This window comes from Thiomonas sp. UBA7699, assembly GCF_002482605.1.
GTDB lineage: Bacteria > Pseudomonadota > Gammaproteobacteria > Burkholderiales > Burkholderiaceae_C > Thiomonas > Thiomonas arsenitoxydans.
On the sequence record NZ_DLGH01000024.1, the window covers coordinates 38,277 to 54,136 of the forward strand.

The window sequence follows — 15,860 nt, forward strand, 5'->3', positions numbered from 1 at the left end:
GGTCAGACGATGCGCACCTGCAGCGGCGTCAGGCCGTCTATCGTGCCGTGCAGTACCTGGCCGCGGGTGATGGCGCCGACGCCATCGGGCGTGCCGGTGAAAATCAGGTCGCCGGGTTTCAAGGTGAACAGGGTGGAGAGCCGGGCGATGGTTTCGTCCACCGACCAGATCATCTGCTCCAGCCGCCCTTGCTGACGCAGCGCGCCGTCGACCGTTAGCGCAATGGTGCCGGTGTTCAGCTCGGCGCCGGGTTGACGCGGCGTGATCGGGCCGATGGGGGCGGACTGGTCGAAGGCCTTGCCGATTTCCCACGGTCGACCCTGCGCCTTCATCTGCCCCTGCAGATCGCGGCGGGTCAGGTCGAGGCCGACGGCGTAGCCGTAGATGTGCGCGGCGGCCTGCCTCACGGGGATGTCGCGGCCCGCGGCGCCGATGGCGACGACCAGCTCGATTTCGTGATGCAGATCTTGCGTGACGGACGGGTAGGCGATGTCGCCGGTCTGCCCTGCGGCAACCGCAATCACTGCATCGGCATCGCCGGGCTTGCTGAAGAAAAACGGCGGCTCACGATTCGGGTCTGAGCCCATTTCGCGCGCATGGGCCGCGTAGTTGCGCCCGACGCAATACACGCGGCGAACGGGAAAGGCGAGATCGCTGCCCACGATGGGCAGCAGGGCGGGAGAGTGGGGTGGAAAGGCGGTGGGCATGACGGGTTCGGTCTTGGTTTGTTGATCGAGTGTAGGCAGAGAACAGGTCACTCGAGGCGAAATGTGGCGCGGATTCCACGTTGATTCACGCCCTGTTACAGATCGAGCCATCCCGCGTGGGGCAGGTCTTGATCTTCATCAGCCGCTGCGCATACGATATATGAAACGATAAACATTATCATTTGCGCATCATCACAAAGCAGCTTTTTTCAGGTCAGATCATGCACACCGACTCCGTAGTGGTTTCCCTCGCACAGCTTCCCTATGGGCAATGCGCCCAGGTGGTCGATTTCGATGGCGGACGCGCCATGGTGCAGCGCATGGTCATGCTCGGTATCCGCCGTGGCGTGCCGCTGTGCGTGGTGCACGGCCCCGGGCCGCGGGGCACGGTGGTGCAGGTGGGCGGTGCGCGCATTGCGCTGGGGCGGGGCGTGACCGACAAAATCCGCGTGATGCCTATCGTGGCTTCGGCGGCCGCGGCGTCTGCGGTGCATCAAAAGGCTGCGGCATGAGCGCGTGTCACGATCCAGATTGCGCAGTTTCCCCCGAAGCAGACTCCGGCCTGCCGGTGATCGCTCTGGCGGGCAACCCCAATTGCGGCAAGACCACCATTTTCAACCTGCTCACCGGGGCGCATCAGCATGTGGGCAACTGGCCCGGCGTCACGGTGGAGCAGCGCCGGGGAACGGCCTTAGCGGCGGGGCTGAAGCTTTCGGTGATCGATCTTCCGGGTGTGTACAGTCTGCTGGGCGGCGGCGGTGCCGACCAGGGCGTGGCGCGCAACTTTTTGCTCGATGAGCGGGTGGATCTCATCGTCAACATCGTCGATGCCTCCAACCTCGAACGCCATCTGGCGCTGACCTTTGAACTGCTCGAAACCGGCAAGCCGCTGATCCTCGCGCTCAATATGGTGGACGAGGCGCAGGCGCTGGGGCTGGAGCCGCAAGTGCTCGCGCTCTCAAAGCAACTTGGCGTGCCTGTGGTGCCGCTGGTGGCGCGAAAAGGCCGTGGCCGTGCAGAACTGCTCGACACCATACGGGCCGCCCTGCAACAAAAGCCCAGCGCCTCGATGCCGACCTACCCGCCCGAGGTCGAACAGGCGATCGACCAAGTCGGCGCGCAACTTGCCGTGCCCTCGACGCCACGGCGCCGCTTCGATGCGCTGCGGCTGCTCGAAGGGCTGGTGGTGTCGCCCTCGGCCGAGGTACAGGCCGGCGTGGCGGCGGCGCAGGCGCAGGTGCTCGCCCAAGCTGGCGAAGAAGTGGCCGATCTGGTTGCGGCCGCCCGCTTTGGCTGGGCGCACCAGCTTGCGGCCATTGCCATGCAGCGCACCGGCAAGATGGGGGTGCGCCACCGCGTGACCGATGTTCTCGACCGCGTGGTGCTCAATGAATGGCTGGGCGTGCCGGTGTTTCTGCTGGTGCTGTATCTGGTGTTCGTGGTGAGCTTCAGCGGCGGCAATATTTTTCTCGACTTTTTCGATCAGGCCTCGTCGGCGCTACTCATCGGCGGGGTGGGGCATGTGATGCTGCAGGCCGGGCTGCCCGACTGGATGGTGTCCATGGTCGCTGGCGGCGTGGGCGGCGGGCTCAACCTGGTCATCTCCTTCATCCCGCCCATCGGTCTCACCTTTCTGTTCCTCGCGTTTCTCGACGACTCGGGCTATATGGCGCGCGCCGCCTATGCGATGGATCGCTTCATGCGTCGCATGGGCCTGCCCGGCAACTCGCTGGTGCCCATGGTCATCGGCTTTGGCTGCAATGTGCCGGCCATCATGGGCTCGCGCATCATCGAAGACCCGCGCGGCCGCCTGCTTACGGTGCTGATGCAGCCCTTCATGTCGTGCTCGGCGCGGCTGACCATCTATATGGCGTTCGCCGTGGTGTTTTTCCGCAGCACCGGCGGGCAGGTGGTATTTCTGCTGTATGTGCTGGGCATCGTGGTGGCGCTGCTCACCGCGTGGATGCTGGGCAAGACGGCCATTCGGGGCGAGCCCATGCCCTTTGTCATGGAGCTGCCGCCCTATCGCCTGCCCAGCCTGCGCAGCGTTGGGCTGCAGGCCTGGCAGCGGTTGAAGGTGTTCATTTTCCGCGTCGGCAAGGTGATCGTGGTCATCGGGGTGGTGCTGTTCGTGCTGCCCGGCATAGGCTGGACGGACAAGGGCTTGCAGGCGACCGACATCGATCACTCTCTTCTCGCTCAGGGCAGCCGGGCCATTGCGCCGGTGTTCGAGCCCATGGGCATCACCCGGGAGAACTGGCCCGCGGTGTCGGGGCTGCTGGCGGGCGCGGCCGCCAAGGAGATCGTGATCGGCACGCTCAACGGCATTTATCAGCGGCAGCAGGCTTCCGACTCGATGGCGGCTTATCGCCAGCCTGATGTGGGCGCCAAGCTGTTGCAGGCTGCCAAGACCATTCCCGAAAACGCCGCGGCCTTTTTCAACAACTTCCTCGATCCGCTGGGCTTGCACGATCTGCAGTCCGCCGACAAGGCTGTGCAGGCCAGCGGCGCCAGCAACGAAACCCTCGCCGGGCTGGCGGCCGCGTTCACCCCGCTGTCGGCCTTTGCCTACCTGGTGTTCGTCTTGCTGTACGTGCCCTGCGCCAGCACCATGGGGGCGCTGCGTCGCGAGGTGGGTTGGGGCTGGATGGTGTTTTCCGTGCTTTACGGCATCGGCATCGCCTGGGCCGCGGCCACGGTGATCTATCAGATCGGTACGTTTGCGCAGCATCCCCCATCATCCGCCCTTTGGGTGGTCGCTTGCGTTGCCGCCTTTGTGCTGCTGGTGGTGGGCCTGCGGCAATACGGCGACCGCACCGAGCGCCGCGTGGCAACGCAGGGGCTGGAGAGTCTGGTATGAACCCGCTGTTCGCCGTGCGCGATTGCCTGCGCGACAAGCAGCTTGCCAGCGCCGCCGAGATTGCGGCCTGCGTGCAGGTTTCTGCGTCAGTGGTCGAAGACATGCTGGCGCACTGGGTGCAGCGCGGGCTGGTCGAGCGGATCGATGCGCAGGGCAGCGCCTGTGGCAGCGGCTCCTGCGGGAGTTGTGGCCAATGCGGCACCCGCAAAACCGCGGCAGCGCTCTACCAGTGGCGCGGTCTGCAGGCCGCCGCGGCATCCCCGGCAAAAGCCCCGGTGTTGATGCTGCGCTCTGCCTGAACTTGGGCGGTTTTGCAAGCACGGGGTTTTGGCGGGCGGCCTAAGCTAGCGTTCTTTACCTCACGGAGAAGAACGCCATGCACAACCCTATGCTTTATCGCCATCTTGGCCGCAGCGGCCTGCAAGTCAGCCTGTTTTCGCTCGGCTCCTGGGTGACGTTTCACAATCAGGTCGATGCTTCGGGCGTGCGCGAGATGATGGCCGCCGCGCGCGATGCGGGAATCAATTTTTTCGACAATGCCGAGGTCTATGCCAATGGCGAAAGCGAGCGACTGATGGGGCAGGCGCTGGCGCAGCTCAAGTGGCACCGGCTCGACTATGTGGTGTCGAGCAAGTTTTTCTGGGGGCTCGACGCGGGCACGGCCGAGAAACCGCGCATCAACGGCCGCAACACCCTGAACCGCAAGTATCTGTTGCAGGCGGTCGATGGCAGCCTCAAGCGCATGGGGCTGGATTTCATCGATCTGATCTTTTGTCACCGCCCCGATCCGCACACCCCCATCGAAGAAACCGTCTGGGCGCTGCACAACGTCATCGAGCAGGGCAAGGCGCTGTACTGGGGCACCAGCGAGTGGAGCGCCGACGAGATTCGCGCCGCCTACGAGGTGGCCGAGCGGCACCATCTGCACAAGCCGGTGATGGAGCAGCCGCAATATCACCTGTTCCACCGCAAGCGGGTGGAGCAGGAGTACGCCCGGCTCTACGACGATATCGGCCTGGGGCTCACGACCTGGAGCCCGCTGGCGTCTGGCCTGCTGACGGGCAAATATCGCCAGGGCATCCCCGCAGGCAGCCGGGGCGAGATGCAGAACGTGAGCTTTTTGCGCGACGGCCTGCTCGACGCGCGAAAGAATGCCGCAGTGGGCGAGCTCGAAGCCATCGCCCAGCAGCTCGACTGCAGCGTGGCGCAACTGGCTTTGGCCTGGGTGGCTCACAATCCGCGGGTGAGCTCAGTCATTCTGGGGGCTTCGAAGTTGTCGCAACTGCAGGAGAACCTGGGCACACTCAGCGTGCTGCCCAAGCTCACGCCAGAAGTGCTGGCGCAAATGGATGCCATTTCCGCACCGCTGGCGGTCTGATCGATTGGCTAATCGCCCCGCAGGTTTCAGGGTGCCGTTGCACACTCCAGTGCAGCTAACCAGTGCAGCGCCTGTTCGCGGCTGTCGCCGCACATCTCGGCGCTGGGCTGCAGTCCGCTGCAGCAGGACGGACGCTCGGGCCTGCCGAAAATGGCGCAGCGCAGATCAGCGGTGAGTTGCACGCAGGGCGTGCTCGCTGGTTTGCCCTGCGGCATTCCGGGAATCGGGCTGCTGATCGACGGCGCGATGCAGCAGGCCGCGCAGCCGGGGCGGCAGGCGTGGCCGGGCTCCGCGGCTGGTGGCATCAACCAAACAACTTCTTGGTGATTTCCGCGACATGCTTGCCCTGGTAGCGGGCAATGTCGAGCTCGTTGGCGCTGGGCTGGCGGCTGCCATCGCCTTTGCTCAGGGTGGTGGCGCCGTAAGGCGTGCCGCCGGAAACCTCGTCCATCTGGGTCAGGCCGGCACAGGCATAGGGCACGCCGACCACGATCATCCCGTGATGGAACAGGGTGGTGTGGAACGAAGTGAGGGTGGTTTCCTGCCCGCCGTGCTGCGTGGCGGTGCTGGCAAACACGCTGCCCACCTTGCCCACCAGCTTGCCTTGTTGCCACAGTGCGCCGGTCTGGTCGAGGAAGTTGCGCATCTGGCCGCACATATTGCCAAAGCGCGTGGGCGTGCCGAAGATCACCGCGTCATAGTCCGCCAGGTCGGCGGGCTGGGCAATGGGCGCGGCCTGATCGGTCTTGGCATGGATGGCAGCCGCGGTTTCCGCCGGCATGGTTTCGGGTACGCGCTTGATGTCCACGCTGCAGCCCGGCACGCTGCGCGCGCCTTCGGCCACCGCGTGCGCCATGGTTTCCACATGACCCCAGGTGCTGTAATACAAAACAAGAATCTTTGCCATTTTCGATGTCCTTTTAGATAACTTTCAGGTGAATCAGGGAGCAGGCCAAAGTGGCGCTGTGAGTCCTATTGTGGTTGAGTTGTCTCGTTTTTGCAGGACAGGGCTTTGTGTTGCGGCATGCCGACATGAAATCGCCATGACTGTCATCAAACTGTGATGTGGGTGCGATAAAACCGGGCATCTTTCCCGCACTTCGCCCCATGCTTTCTCTCGTACAACCCCAGATCGGCTATCTCGCCATCCTGCTCGACCGGCTGCTTTCGCATGGCGAGCTGCGTGTGGAGTTTCAGCCCGTGTTCGATCTGCGGGGTCATTCGATCCACGCCTTCGAGGCGCTGGCGCGCGGGCCGCAGGGCTCGCCGCTGGAGCGACCGGATGCGCTGTTTCAGACCGCGCGGGAGAACGGGCGCTTGTACGAGCTCGATGCCCTGTGCGTGCGCACGAGTTTAGAGACGTTCGCCCGGCTGAATTTGCCGGGGCAGTTGTTCATCAACGTCACGCAGACCTTGCTCGATTCGGGCTGGCTGGGCAGCTCGGCCGCGCTCGATTTGTTGCAAAGACTGGGCTTGCCGCCGTCGCGCGTCGTGTTCGAGTTGCTGGAAAGCGATGATCTGCTGAAAGACGGCGTGGGCATGGAGCAGGCCGAACATCTGCACCGCCTCGGTTTTACGCTGGCGCTGGACGACATGGGGCGGGGTTTCGGCCGCTTCGAAGCCTGGCAGCGCCTGCATCCGCGCTATCTCAAGATCGACCGGGCGTTCTGCGCCGGGCTGGCCGATGATGCGGTCAAGGCGGCGTTCGTGCGCTCGATGTTGCTCATGGCCGAGGCCAGCCGCTCTTGGGTGGTGGCCGAGGGCGTGGAGTCGGCCCGCGATCTGCGCGTGCTGCGCGAAATCGGCGTGCAGTTGGCGCAGGGCTTTGTGTTGGAGCGGCCGTCTGCCGCGCCGTCGCGTGAAATGCGCCCGGCGCAACGGGGCTTGATCGAGGCGGCTCAACCCGAGTTGTACCCGCTGGCTTCGCGCGGCAGCGTGGAACAATCGGCGCTCGGCCTGGCGCGCCCGATCGCTCCGGTCCAGCCGCAAGTACGGCTGGAAGAGGTGCTGCGCCGCTTCGACGCCCAGCCCGATCTGATGTCGATTCCCGTGGTCGATGCGAACGGGCGCGCCCTGGGTATTCTCAACCGCTATGTGCTGGCCGACCGGCTCTGGCGCCCGCATGTACGCGACCTGCTGGGCAACAAACCCTGCGCCCAGGTGATGAGCGCCGATGTGCTCAAGCTCGATGTGAGCAGCAGTCTGCACCAGGCCAGCCAGTTGATCGCCGATGCCAGCTTTCGCCACGCCACCGAGGGCGTGCTGGTCACCGAGCAGGGCGACTATCGCGGCCTGTTGCTGGTGGGCGATCTGCTGCGGCTGGTCAACGAGTTCCAGATCCAGACTGCGCGCTATGCTAACCCGCTGACGCTGCTGCCGGGCAATGTGCCCATCAACGAACAGATCGATCGCCTGCTGGCCTCGGGGCAGTCTTTCGTGGCGGCGTATGGCGATATCGATCACTTCAAGCCGTTCAACGATGTGTTTGGCTACCGGCTCGGCGACGAGGTCATTGTGCTGCTGGCCGATCTGCTGCGGGCGCGCTTTGCGCGGCCGGGCGATTTTGTCGGCCACATCGGCGGGGATGATTTCATCGTGGTGAGCGCCGAGCCCGATGCCGTCGAGCGTCTGCAGACCATTCCGCAGGAATTCGCCGCCGAGATGCCGCGCTTCTTCAATGCGGATCAACGTGAACGCGGCGGATACGAGGCCGTCAACCGCCGAGGCGAAGCGCAGTGGTTCGGATTTCCCACCGTGTCCTTCGGCGTGCTGACTTTGGCTTCGGGGCAGGTGGAATCGCACCGCGAAGTTTCGGCCCTTCTGGTCGAGCTGAAAAAAGTGGCCAAGGCGCAGGCCTACGACCGGGTGTTTATCGACCGGCGGCAGTACGGCCCGCAGGTCGGAGTGCAAGTGCCGCCCGCCTTGAGGTGAACATGAGCAGCGCGGCAACCGACCCTCGCAGCATTCCGGCGCGGCTCAATCTGTTGCTCGCGGTCTTGGCGCTGACGATGTCGGGCTGGCTGTGGATCGTTCTGCCGCTGCTGCTGCCCGCGCTGCCTGCTTTGGGCTGGAGTCTGCTGATCGTGGTGCTGGCGACCACTTTTTACTGGTCTTTGCTGCACGAAGGCATCCACGCCGTGCTGCTTCCCAACCGGCGCCTGAACGACGTGCTTTCGCGCCTGCTGGCCATCGGCTTTCCGGCGCCGTTTGCGGTGCTGCGGTTCGGGCATCTCAAGCACCACCAGTTCAACCGCACCGCCATCGACCGCAGCGAAGTGTTCGATCCGGCCTTGACCACGCGCAGCGCGGCCGCCTGGCGTTACTACCCGCAACTGCTCATCGGCCTGTATGCCAGCGAAGTGGTCGCACTGCTGCTGGTGTGGTTGCCGCCGGCCTGGCTGCTGCGGCTGGCGCAGCGTCTGCCGGCCGAGCCCGGTCTGCCGTCGCTGGCGCAGAGTCTGGAGCGGCAACTGCTCAAGCCCGACACCCTGCGCGCTATGCGTCTGGACAGCCTGGCGTCACTGGCGCTGGTGACGTGCAGCGTTTGGCTCTACGGCGCGCATGTCTGGATGCTGCTGCTGGCGCTGCTGGGCCGGGGGCTGCTGATTTCGCTCACCGACAACGCCTATCACTATGCGACCCCGCTGCACGCCCCCGGCGATGATGTGCGACAGGCGCGCCAGCTCGATCTGCCGCGCTGGGCCTCGGCGCTGATTCTGCACTTCAACTATCACGCCACCCATCATCGCCACCCGGCGCTGCCCTGGAGCAAATTGCCCGCGGCGGAGAGTGCGCAAGACCGGCAGTTTGCCCAGCCCTATGCGCGTGCGCTGCTGCGCCAGTTGCGTGGCCCGATTGCGCTCAAGGAAACGCCGGGCCGCCCCAAGTTTCCTTGACCACCTCGCAGCTTGCAAGCTGCTCGGATTCGGCTCCGTCCAAGCTGCCGCAGGGCAGCTTGGAGCTGCGGGCCTCATCCCCCACGGGGGTCGGCGAGCCGACCCTGGGGGCGCTGAGCAGGCGTTGCCGCGAAACCGCGTTCACACGCCCTGATCTCCCGGCTCTACGCTGAATTGCTCGGCCAGAAAGTCGAGCAGCGCCCGCACCGCGGGCAGCAGACCGCGGCGCGATGCGAACACGGCGTGAATGATCTCGGGCCGCGGCGCCCAGCCGGGCAGCACATGCGTGAGTTGGCCACTGGCAAGCTGCGCCTGCACCATCATCAGCGGCAGCTGCACGATGCCCGCCCCCGCCACCGCCGCGTCGCACAGCGCGGGCATGCTCGACGACACCAGGCGCGGTTGATGCCGAACCGCGGCCTGCGCGCCTTCAGGGCCGTGCAGCTCCCAGGTCTGTGTGATGCCGAGCTGGCTGCCCAGAGCCAGGCTGGGCAGCCCGGACAGGCTGGCCGGGGTCTGCGGCATCTGCGTGCGGGCGAGCAGGGCGGGGCTGGCCACCAGTACCTGCACCCGCTCGGCAAGTGTTCGCAGCACAAGATCGCTGTCGTCGAGCGGCGGGGGGCGAACGCGCAGGGCCACGTCGATGCCTTCAGCCACCACGTCCACGCGCCGGTTGGTGGCGTCAAGCTGCAACTGCACCTGCGGATAGCGCACCAGGAAGGCCGCGACCATGCCCCCGACTTGCGCATCGAGCAGGGCGACCGGGCAGGTCATGCGCACGGCGCCGCAGGGCTCGGCATGGGTACGGGCTATGGCTTCTTCGGCCGCATCGGCTTCGACCAGCATAGCCTTGCAATGGGTGTAGTAAGTCTGCCCGAGTTCGGTGACCACGAAGCTGCGGGTCGAGCGTTGGATCAGCCTTGCGCCCAGTTGCGTCTCCAGTCGCGCCAAGCGGCGGCTCAGTTTCGATTTCGGCAGGCCGAGCGCACGTCCGGCGGGTGCGAAACCCCCGTATTCCACCACTTGGACAAAGTAATACAGATCATTCAAGTCGCGCATCGGTTTATTGTTCCATTTATAGAACGATCAAGGCAAATTTTGCGACTACCGAACGTATCGTTCCACCCATATTCTTTAGCCATCGCGGGGCTGGGCCCCGGCTTACAGGAGAAACAGCGTGAAAACCCTTCAAGGCATTTACAGCAACCCGCGCCAACATTGGGTTGGCGACGGCTTTCCGGTGCGTTCGCTGTTTAGTTACAGCAGCCATGGCGTGCAGCTCAGCCCCTTCCTGCTGCTCGACTACGCCGGGCCGACGCAGTTCGCGCCCGGCAAGCAGCCGCGCGGCGTGGGCGAACACCCGCATCGAGGTTTCGAGACGGTGACCATCGTCTATCAGGGCGAGGTGGATCATCGCGACTCGACCGGGGCCGGCGGGCATATCGGCCCGGGCGACGTGCAGTGGATGACGGCCGCAGGCGGCATCCTGCATGACGAGTTCCACTCGCAGGCGTTCACCGAGCGAGGCGGCACGCTGGAGATGGTGCAGCTCTGGGTCAACCTGCCCGCCAAGGACAAGATGTCGCCGCCCGGCTATCAGACCTTGTTGAACGCCGCCATTCCCGACGTGGCCTTGCCCGACGCGGCAGGGCGGGTGCGTGTGATCGCCGGGACGTATGCCGACCACCGCGGCCCCGCACGCACCTTCACGCCGATGGACGTGTGGGACGTGCGGCTCAACGCGGGCGCACAGACCCGCTTCGACATCGCCGCGGGGCGCACGCTGGCGCTGGTGGTGCTGCACGGCGCGGTGAAGGTGAACGGCGATGCGGTGGTGCGCTCGGCACAGTTCGGCTTGCTCAGCCGTGAAGGCGACGGCGTGCTGGTCGAGGCCGAGGACGACGCCACGCTGCTGTTGCTCAGCGGCGAGCCGATCGACGAGCCCATCGTCGGCTACGGTCCGTTTGTGATGAACACGCAAGCCGAGATTCATCAGGCGATGCAAGACTTCAACAGCGGCCGTTTCGGCCAGATTGCGGCGTAAGCGATCGAGTTGGCGGGGCTACGCCTATACTGCGCCTGAGCTTGTCGGAGCGCCGGGCGAAATTCCCGGCTGAGACTGCGTAACGCAGAATCCGCTGAACCTGATCGGGCTAGGAAGTGCGCCGCAAGTGCACTTCCAACCTGCGGAGGGAACAAGGCGCCGGTGCAACGGCAGGCATTCATCCATCCCCGGAGGAACCATGTCTGCACTGCCCGAATCCCGCTACAAGGTCGATGCCCCTGAGCTGACCGAGCGCATCACCCGTACCCCCTTCGCCGCGTCCAGCAAGATTTATGTGCAGGGCAGCCGTGCCGACCTTCGCGTGCCCATGCGCGAGATCAGGCTGGCCGATACCCCAGCGGTATTTGGCGTGGAAAAAAATCCGCCCTTCGCGGTCTATGACACCTCCGGGCCCTACACCGATCCGCAGGTGAGCATCGACCTGGCGCGCGGCCTGCCCGGGCTGCGCTTGCCGTGGATTGCCGAGCGCGGTGATACCGAGCGACTGCCCGCCTTCAGCTCCGACACCACGCGCCGCCACAACGCCGATGCGGGTCTGGATGCGGTGCGCTTTCCGCAGTTGCCGCTGCCGCGACGTGCCAAGGCCGGCGCCAACGTCAGCCAGATGCACTACGCGCGCAAGGGCATCATCACGCCCGAGATGGAGTTCATCGCCATTCGGGAGAATCAGCGGCAGGAAGAAATGCTCGATGCCGGACGGCTGAAGCAGCACCCCGGCCAGCATTTTGGCGCGAACATCCAATCGCGCATCACGCCGGAATTCGTGCGCGATGAAGTGGCGCGCGGCCGTGCCATCATCCCCAACAACATCAATCACCCGGAAAGCGAACCGATGATCATCGGCCGCAACTTCCTGGTGAAGATCAACGCCAATATCGGCAACTCGGCCACCACGTCGAGCATTGCCGAAGAGGTGGAAAAAATGGTCTGGTCCATCCGCTGGGGCGCCGACACGGTGATGGATCTGAGCACGGGCAAACACATCCACGAAACCCGTGAGTGGATCCTGCGCAACTCGCCCGTGCCCATTGGCACCGTGCCCATTTATCAGGCGCTGGAGAAGGTGGGCGGCGTGGCCGAAGACCTCACCTGGGAGCTGTTCCGCGACACCCTCATCGAGCAGGCCGAGCAGGGCGTGGACTACTTCACCATCCACGCCGGGGTGCGTCTGCCCTTCATTCCGCTGAGCGCCAAACGTGTCACCGGCATCGTTTCGCGCGGCGGCTCGATCATGGCCAAGTGGTGCCTGGCGCATCACAAGGAGAGCTTTCTGTACGAACACTTCGAGGATATCTGCGACATCATGAAGGCCTACGACGTGGCGTTCTCGCTGGGTGACGGCCTGCGTCCTGGCAGTATTGCCGATGCCAACGACGAAGCGCAGTTCGCCGAGCTCGACACCCTGGGCGAACTCACGCAGATCGCCTGGAAGCACGACGTGCAGACCATGATCGAAGGCCCTGGCCATGTGCCCATGCAGCTCATCAAGGAGAACATGGACCGGCAGTTGGAGAAGTGCGGCGAGGCGCCGTTCTACACCCTCGGCCCGCTGACCACCGACATCGCGCCCGGCTACGACCACATCACCAGCGCCATCGGCGCAGCGATGATCGGCTGGTACGGCACCGCCATGCTCTGCTACGTCACGCCCAAGGAGCACCTCGGCCTGCCCGACAAACAGGACGTGCGCGACGGCATCGTCACCTACAAGATCGCCGCGCACGCGGCCGATCTGGCCAAAGGCCATCCCGGCGCGCAGGCGCGCGACAACGCGCTCTCCAAGGCGCGCTTCGAGTTCCGCTGGGACGACCAGTTCAACCTCGGCCTCGATCCGGAAAAGGCCAAGGAGTTTCACGACGAAACCCTACCGAAAGACGCCTTCAAGACCGCGCATTTCTGCTCAATGTGCGGGCCGAAGTTCTGCTCCATGAAAATCACGCAGGAAGTGCGCGAGTACGCCGCCAAACAGGGCGTGGATGCAGAGCAGGCCGTCGAGGTGGGCATGGCGGAAATGTCGGCCGAGTTCCGCGCGGGAGGCAGCGAGGTCTATGTGCACGCCCCGCTGCCGGGCCGCACCAAGGCGGGGCGTGCCCCCTCGGGGGGCGGCGAAGGCGGAGCCGCAGCAGTGGGGGCTTTGACTCCGCTGCCGGGTTCGCGGGCTCCTGCGCCGCAACAGCAGGAGAACTGAAGACATGACGCGGACTGCTGAAGTGGTGATCGCGGGAGCCGGGCTTGCTGGTCGCCTGCTGGCGTGGCGTCTGCTCAGTGCAGGCGTGCCGGTCACCCTGGTCGATGCCCGTGGCCGCGATGATCGCGACCATGCGGCCGGGGTGGCTGCCGCGATGCTGGCGCCCTATGCCGAGCTGGTGGTGGGCGATGCCGATCTGTTCGCGCTCGGCGAGCAATCTTTGGCGATCTGGCCGCAATGGCTGGCCACGCTGCAGGCGCAGACCGGGCAGGCGGTGGACTTTCACCACGAAGGCTCGCTGGTGGTCGCGCACGCGCCCGACTACCCCGGTCTGGCGCACTATGCCGACCTCATCCGCTACCGCTTGCCTGCCGACAAACGCGACGCGGTGCAAAGCCTGGACGGGCCGGGCATCGCCGCGCTGGAGCCCGAATTCGCTGGACGTTTCAGCCGCGGTCTTTGGCTGCCGCTCGAAGGCCAACTCGACAACGGGCAATTGCTGCAAGCCCTGCAAGCCGCCATCGAGCAGGCCATGGCGCGCGTGGGCGGGCAGTGGCTCGAGCGCACCACTGTGCAAAGCGTGCAGGCCCGCTCGGTACACACCACCGACGGCGCGCTGATCGAGGCCGATGCGGTGGTGGACTGCCGCGGCGTGAACGCGGCCTGGCCGGGCGTGCGCGGCGTGCGCGGCGAAGTGCTCACCGTGACCTGCCCGGCGGTGAACCTGCGCCGCCCGGTGCGGCTGATCCATCCGCGCTACATGCTCTACATCGTGCCGCGCAGCGAAGGGCGCTTCATCATCGGCGCGACCGAACTGGAGTCGCAGGACACCGGGCCGATCACCGTGCGCTCCATGCTCGAACTCGCCAGCGCGCTCTACAGCGTGCATCCAGCGTTTGGCGAAGCGCGCATCACCCGCGTGGCCACCAGCCTGCGCCCCGCAACCGATGACCATCAACCCGTGTGGGCACAGCGCGAGGGCGTCTGGCACTTGAATGGCTTCTATCGTCACGGCTATCTCGTGGCTCCGGCAATGGTGCAGCGGGCCGAGCGCGATCTGTTGGCCCTGCTGCGCTCGCAGACCGTGGAGACTCTTGGATGAGCACCCCCAATCTTCAAATCGCAAAGGCTCTGTCGGTGCAAATCAACGGCGAGCCCGTGCAAACTTCCAGCGCCACGCTGGCCGACCTGCTCACCGAGCGCGGCTACGACGCCACGCAGGCTTTGGCTTGCGCGGTGAATCGGCATTTCGTGCCGCGCACCCTTTGGGCTCAACAGGTCTTGCAGCCGGGCGATGCCATCGAAGTGGTCAGCCCCGTGGTGGGAGGATGAAATGGATCTCGCCAACATGAATCAGACGGCTTCTCCCGTGCAACCCCACTGCGCCGTGCTGCGCCAGCCCGACCCCTTGCAGGTTGGCGGCGTCAGCCTGAACAGCCGCCTGTTTCTGGGCACCGCGCGTTATCCGGCGCCCAGCGTGCTCGCCGGGGCCGTGCAGGCCGCGCAGGTGGAGGTGCTCACCGTGTCGTTGCGCCGCTTAGCTCCAGAAAGTCAGTCCGGGCAGGCGTGGTGGCAGCGCATCCGTGAGATGGGGCGGCATCTGCTGCCCAACACCGCCGGTTGTCACTCTGCGGAAGAAGCCATCACCCTGGCGCAGATGGCGCGCGAAATTTTCGGCACCCACTGGATCAAGCTCGAAGTCATCGGCGACGACTACACCCTGCAGCCCGATCCCTGGGGCACCGTCTCCGCCGCGCAAACTCTGGTGCGTGAAGGCTTCGCCGTGTTCGCCTACACCACCGACGATCTGGTGACCGCGCTCAAGCTGCGCGATGCCGGTGTCGCCGCCATCATGCCCTGGGCCGCGCCCATCGGCACCGGCGCCGGGCCGCGCAACCTGCCCGCGCTGCGCACCCTGCGCGAGCGCTTGCCAGACAACGTGCTGGTGGTCGATGCCGGCATCGGCGCGCCCCACCACGCCGCGCAGGTGATGGAACTGGGTTATGACGCCGTGCTGGTGAACACCGCAGTGGCCGAGGCTGGCGACCCGGTGGCGATGGCCCGCGCTTTTACACTGAGTGTGCAGGCCGGCCGTCTGGCCCACCGCGCGCTGCCCATGCGCACGCGCGAAGTGGCTCAAGCCTCCACGCCCATGGTGGGCGTGCCGTTCTGGCATCAGGGGAGTTGAGCGCGTGAAAAAAGGACGTCTGGAAGCCTTCAGCGATGGCGTGTTCGCCATCATCATCACCATCATGGTGCTGGAATTGAAAGTGCCGCACGGCGAGCATCTCGACGCTCTGCTGCCGCTGTGGCCGGTCTTTCTCAGCTATGTGCTCAGCTTTGTCTATGTGGGCATTTACTGGAACAACCACCATCATCTGTTCCAGGCGTGCGACCGGGTTTCGGGCGCGGTCTTGTGGGCCAACCTGCACCTGCTGTTCTGGCTCTCGCTATTCCCTTTCGTCACCGGCTGGCTGGGGGGAAAACCACTTTGCCGCGCTGCCTGCTGCGGTGTACGGCATCGTGCTGCTGATGGCTGCGATGGCCTATTGGATTCTGCAAAACACGCTGATCGCCGCGGAAGGCGAGCGATCGGTGCTGCGGCGCGCCTTGGGCCAGGACTGGAAGGGCAAGCTCTCGCCAGTGCTCTACCTTGCAGGCATCGTGGTCAGTTTTTGGCAGGCCGGGGCGGCGCTTGCGTTTTATGTAGGGGTGGCGCTGCTCTGGCTGGTTCCTGACCGGCGGATTGAAAAAACGCTGCGCTAA

At 65.2% G+C, this 15,860-nt stretch carries 15 protein-coding genes, 1 pseudogene and 1 riboswitch; of the genes and pseudogenes, 12 read left to right on the top strand and 4 right to left on the bottom strand.

Annotation, left to right across the window (positions count from 1 at the left end; translation table 11 throughout):
• Positions 1-2 precede the first annotated feature (2 nt).
• Entirely contained in the window at positions 3-707 is a 705-nt protein-coding gene (locus B3H47_RS10710) for a fumarylacetoacetate hydrolase family protein (protein WP_286986989.1), read from the bottom strand.
• Positions 708-928: 221 nt separating this feature from the next.
• On the opposite strand from B3H47_RS10710, the gene B3H47_RS10715 reads away from it, so the two are divergent.
• The 4 genes from B3H47_RS10715 to B3H47_RS10730 all read left to right on the top strand — a co-directional run bounded on the left by B3H47_RS10715 (position 929) and on the right by B3H47_RS10730 (position 4,945).
• Entirely contained in the window at positions 929-1,219 is a 291-nt protein-coding gene (locus B3H47_RS10715) for a FeoA family protein (protein WP_156052779.1), read from the top strand.
• Complete coding sequence (gene feoB, locus B3H47_RS10720) at positions 1,216-3,567, top strand: Fe(2+) transporter permease subunit FeoB (RefSeq protein WP_286986990.1); 2,352 nt, start codon at positions 1,216-1,218, stop codon at positions 3,565-3,567. The genes B3H47_RS10715 and feoB overlap by 4 nt, the downstream gene beginning before the upstream one ends.
• A complete protein-coding gene (locus B3H47_RS10725) occupies positions 3,564-3,866 on the top strand; it encodes a FeoC-like transcriptional regulator (RefSeq protein WP_286986991.1) in 303 nt (100 codons plus the stop codon). The genes feoB and B3H47_RS10725 overlap by 4 nt, the downstream gene beginning before the upstream one ends.
• An 89-nt stretch (positions 3,867-3,955) precedes the next feature.
• Positions 3,956-4,945, top strand: coding sequence for a potassium channel beta subunit family protein (locus tag B3H47_RS10730; RefSeq protein ID WP_286987056.1), 990 nt, complete (start codon positions 3,956-3,958; stop codon positions 4,943-4,945).
• 26 nt (positions 4,946-4,971) lie between these two features.
• On the opposite strand, the gene B3H47_RS10735 is transcribed toward B3H47_RS10730, so the two are convergent.
• A complete protein-coding gene (locus B3H47_RS10735) occupies positions 4,972-5,250 on the bottom strand; it encodes a YkgJ family cysteine cluster protein (protein WP_286986992.1) in 279 nt (92 codons plus the stop codon).
• The gene (gene wrbA, locus B3H47_RS10740) at positions 5,250-5,852 is read right to left on the bottom strand and encodes an NAD(P)H:quinone oxidoreductase (RefSeq protein WP_286986993.1); all 603 of its coding nucleotides are present in this window, start codon (positions 5,850-5,852) and stop codon (positions 5,250-5,252) included. The genes B3H47_RS10735 and wrbA overlap by 1 nt, the downstream gene beginning before the upstream one ends.
• Before the next feature lie 200 nt (positions 5,853-6,052).
• Here wrbA and B3H47_RS10745 point away from each other — a divergent pair, with 200 nt between their 5' ends.
• A complete protein-coding gene (locus tag B3H47_RS10745) occupies positions 6,053-7,876 on the top strand; it encodes a bifunctional diguanylate cyclase/phosphodiesterase (RefSeq protein ID WP_286986994.1) in 1,824 nt (607 codons plus the stop codon).
• Between the two features lie 2 nt (positions 7,877-7,878).
• Positions 7,879-8,841 (top strand): fatty acid desaturase, encoded by a 963-nt coding sequence (locus B3H47_RS10750; RefSeq protein WP_286986995.1) that lies wholly within the window; start codon positions 7,879-7,881, stop codon positions 8,839-8,841.
• 141 nt (positions 8,842-8,982) lie between these two features.
• On the opposite strand, the gene B3H47_RS10755 is transcribed toward B3H47_RS10750, so the two are convergent.
• Positions 8,983-9,900, bottom strand: coding sequence for a LysR family transcriptional regulator (locus tag B3H47_RS10755; protein WP_286986996.1), 918 nt, complete (start codon positions 9,898-9,900; stop codon positions 8,983-8,985).
• 118 nt (positions 9,901-10,018) lie between these two features.
• On the opposite strand from B3H47_RS10755, the gene B3H47_RS10760 reads away from it, so the two are divergent.
• The 6 genes and pseudogenes from B3H47_RS10760 to B3H47_RS10785 all read left to right on the top strand — a co-directional run bounded on the left by B3H47_RS10760 (position 10,019) and on the right by B3H47_RS10785 (position 15,860).
• Positions 10,019-10,885, top strand: coding sequence for a pirin family protein (locus tag B3H47_RS10760; RefSeq protein ID WP_286986997.1), 867 nt, complete (start codon positions 10,019-10,021; stop codon positions 10,883-10,885).
• A 35-nt stretch (positions 10,886-10,920) separates the two neighbouring features.
• Positions 10,921-11,053, top strand: a riboswitch (TPP riboswitch).
• 31 nt (positions 11,054-11,084) lie between these two features.
• On the top strand, positions 11,085-13,094 hold the full coding sequence (gene thiC / locus B3H47_RS10765) for a phosphomethylpyrimidine synthase ThiC (protein WP_286986998.1): 2,010 nt from the start codon (positions 11,085-11,087) through the stop codon (positions 13,092-13,094).
• Between the two features lie 4 nt (positions 13,095-13,098).
• Positions 13,099-14,196, top strand: a complete 1,098-nt coding sequence (gene thiO / locus B3H47_RS10770) for a glycine oxidase ThiO (protein ID WP_286986999.1) — start codon at positions 13,099-13,101, stop codon at positions 14,194-14,196.
• Positions 14,193-14,426 carry a sulfur carrier protein ThiS gene (gene thiS, locus B3H47_RS10775; RefSeq protein WP_286987000.1) on the top strand — a complete coding sequence of 78 codons (234 nt, stop codon included), beginning with the start codon at positions 14,193-14,195 and terminating at the stop codon, positions 14,424-14,426. The genes thiO and thiS overlap by 4 nt, the downstream gene beginning before the upstream one ends.
• Position 14,427: 1 nt before the next feature.
• Positions 14,428-15,282, top strand: coding sequence for a thiazole synthase (locus B3H47_RS10780; protein ID WP_286987001.1), 855 nt, complete (start codon positions 14,428-14,430; stop codon positions 15,280-15,282).
• A gap of 4 nt (positions 15,283-15,286) precedes the next feature.
• Positions 15,287-15,860: pseudogene (locus tag B3H47_RS10785) on the top strand (TMEM175 family protein).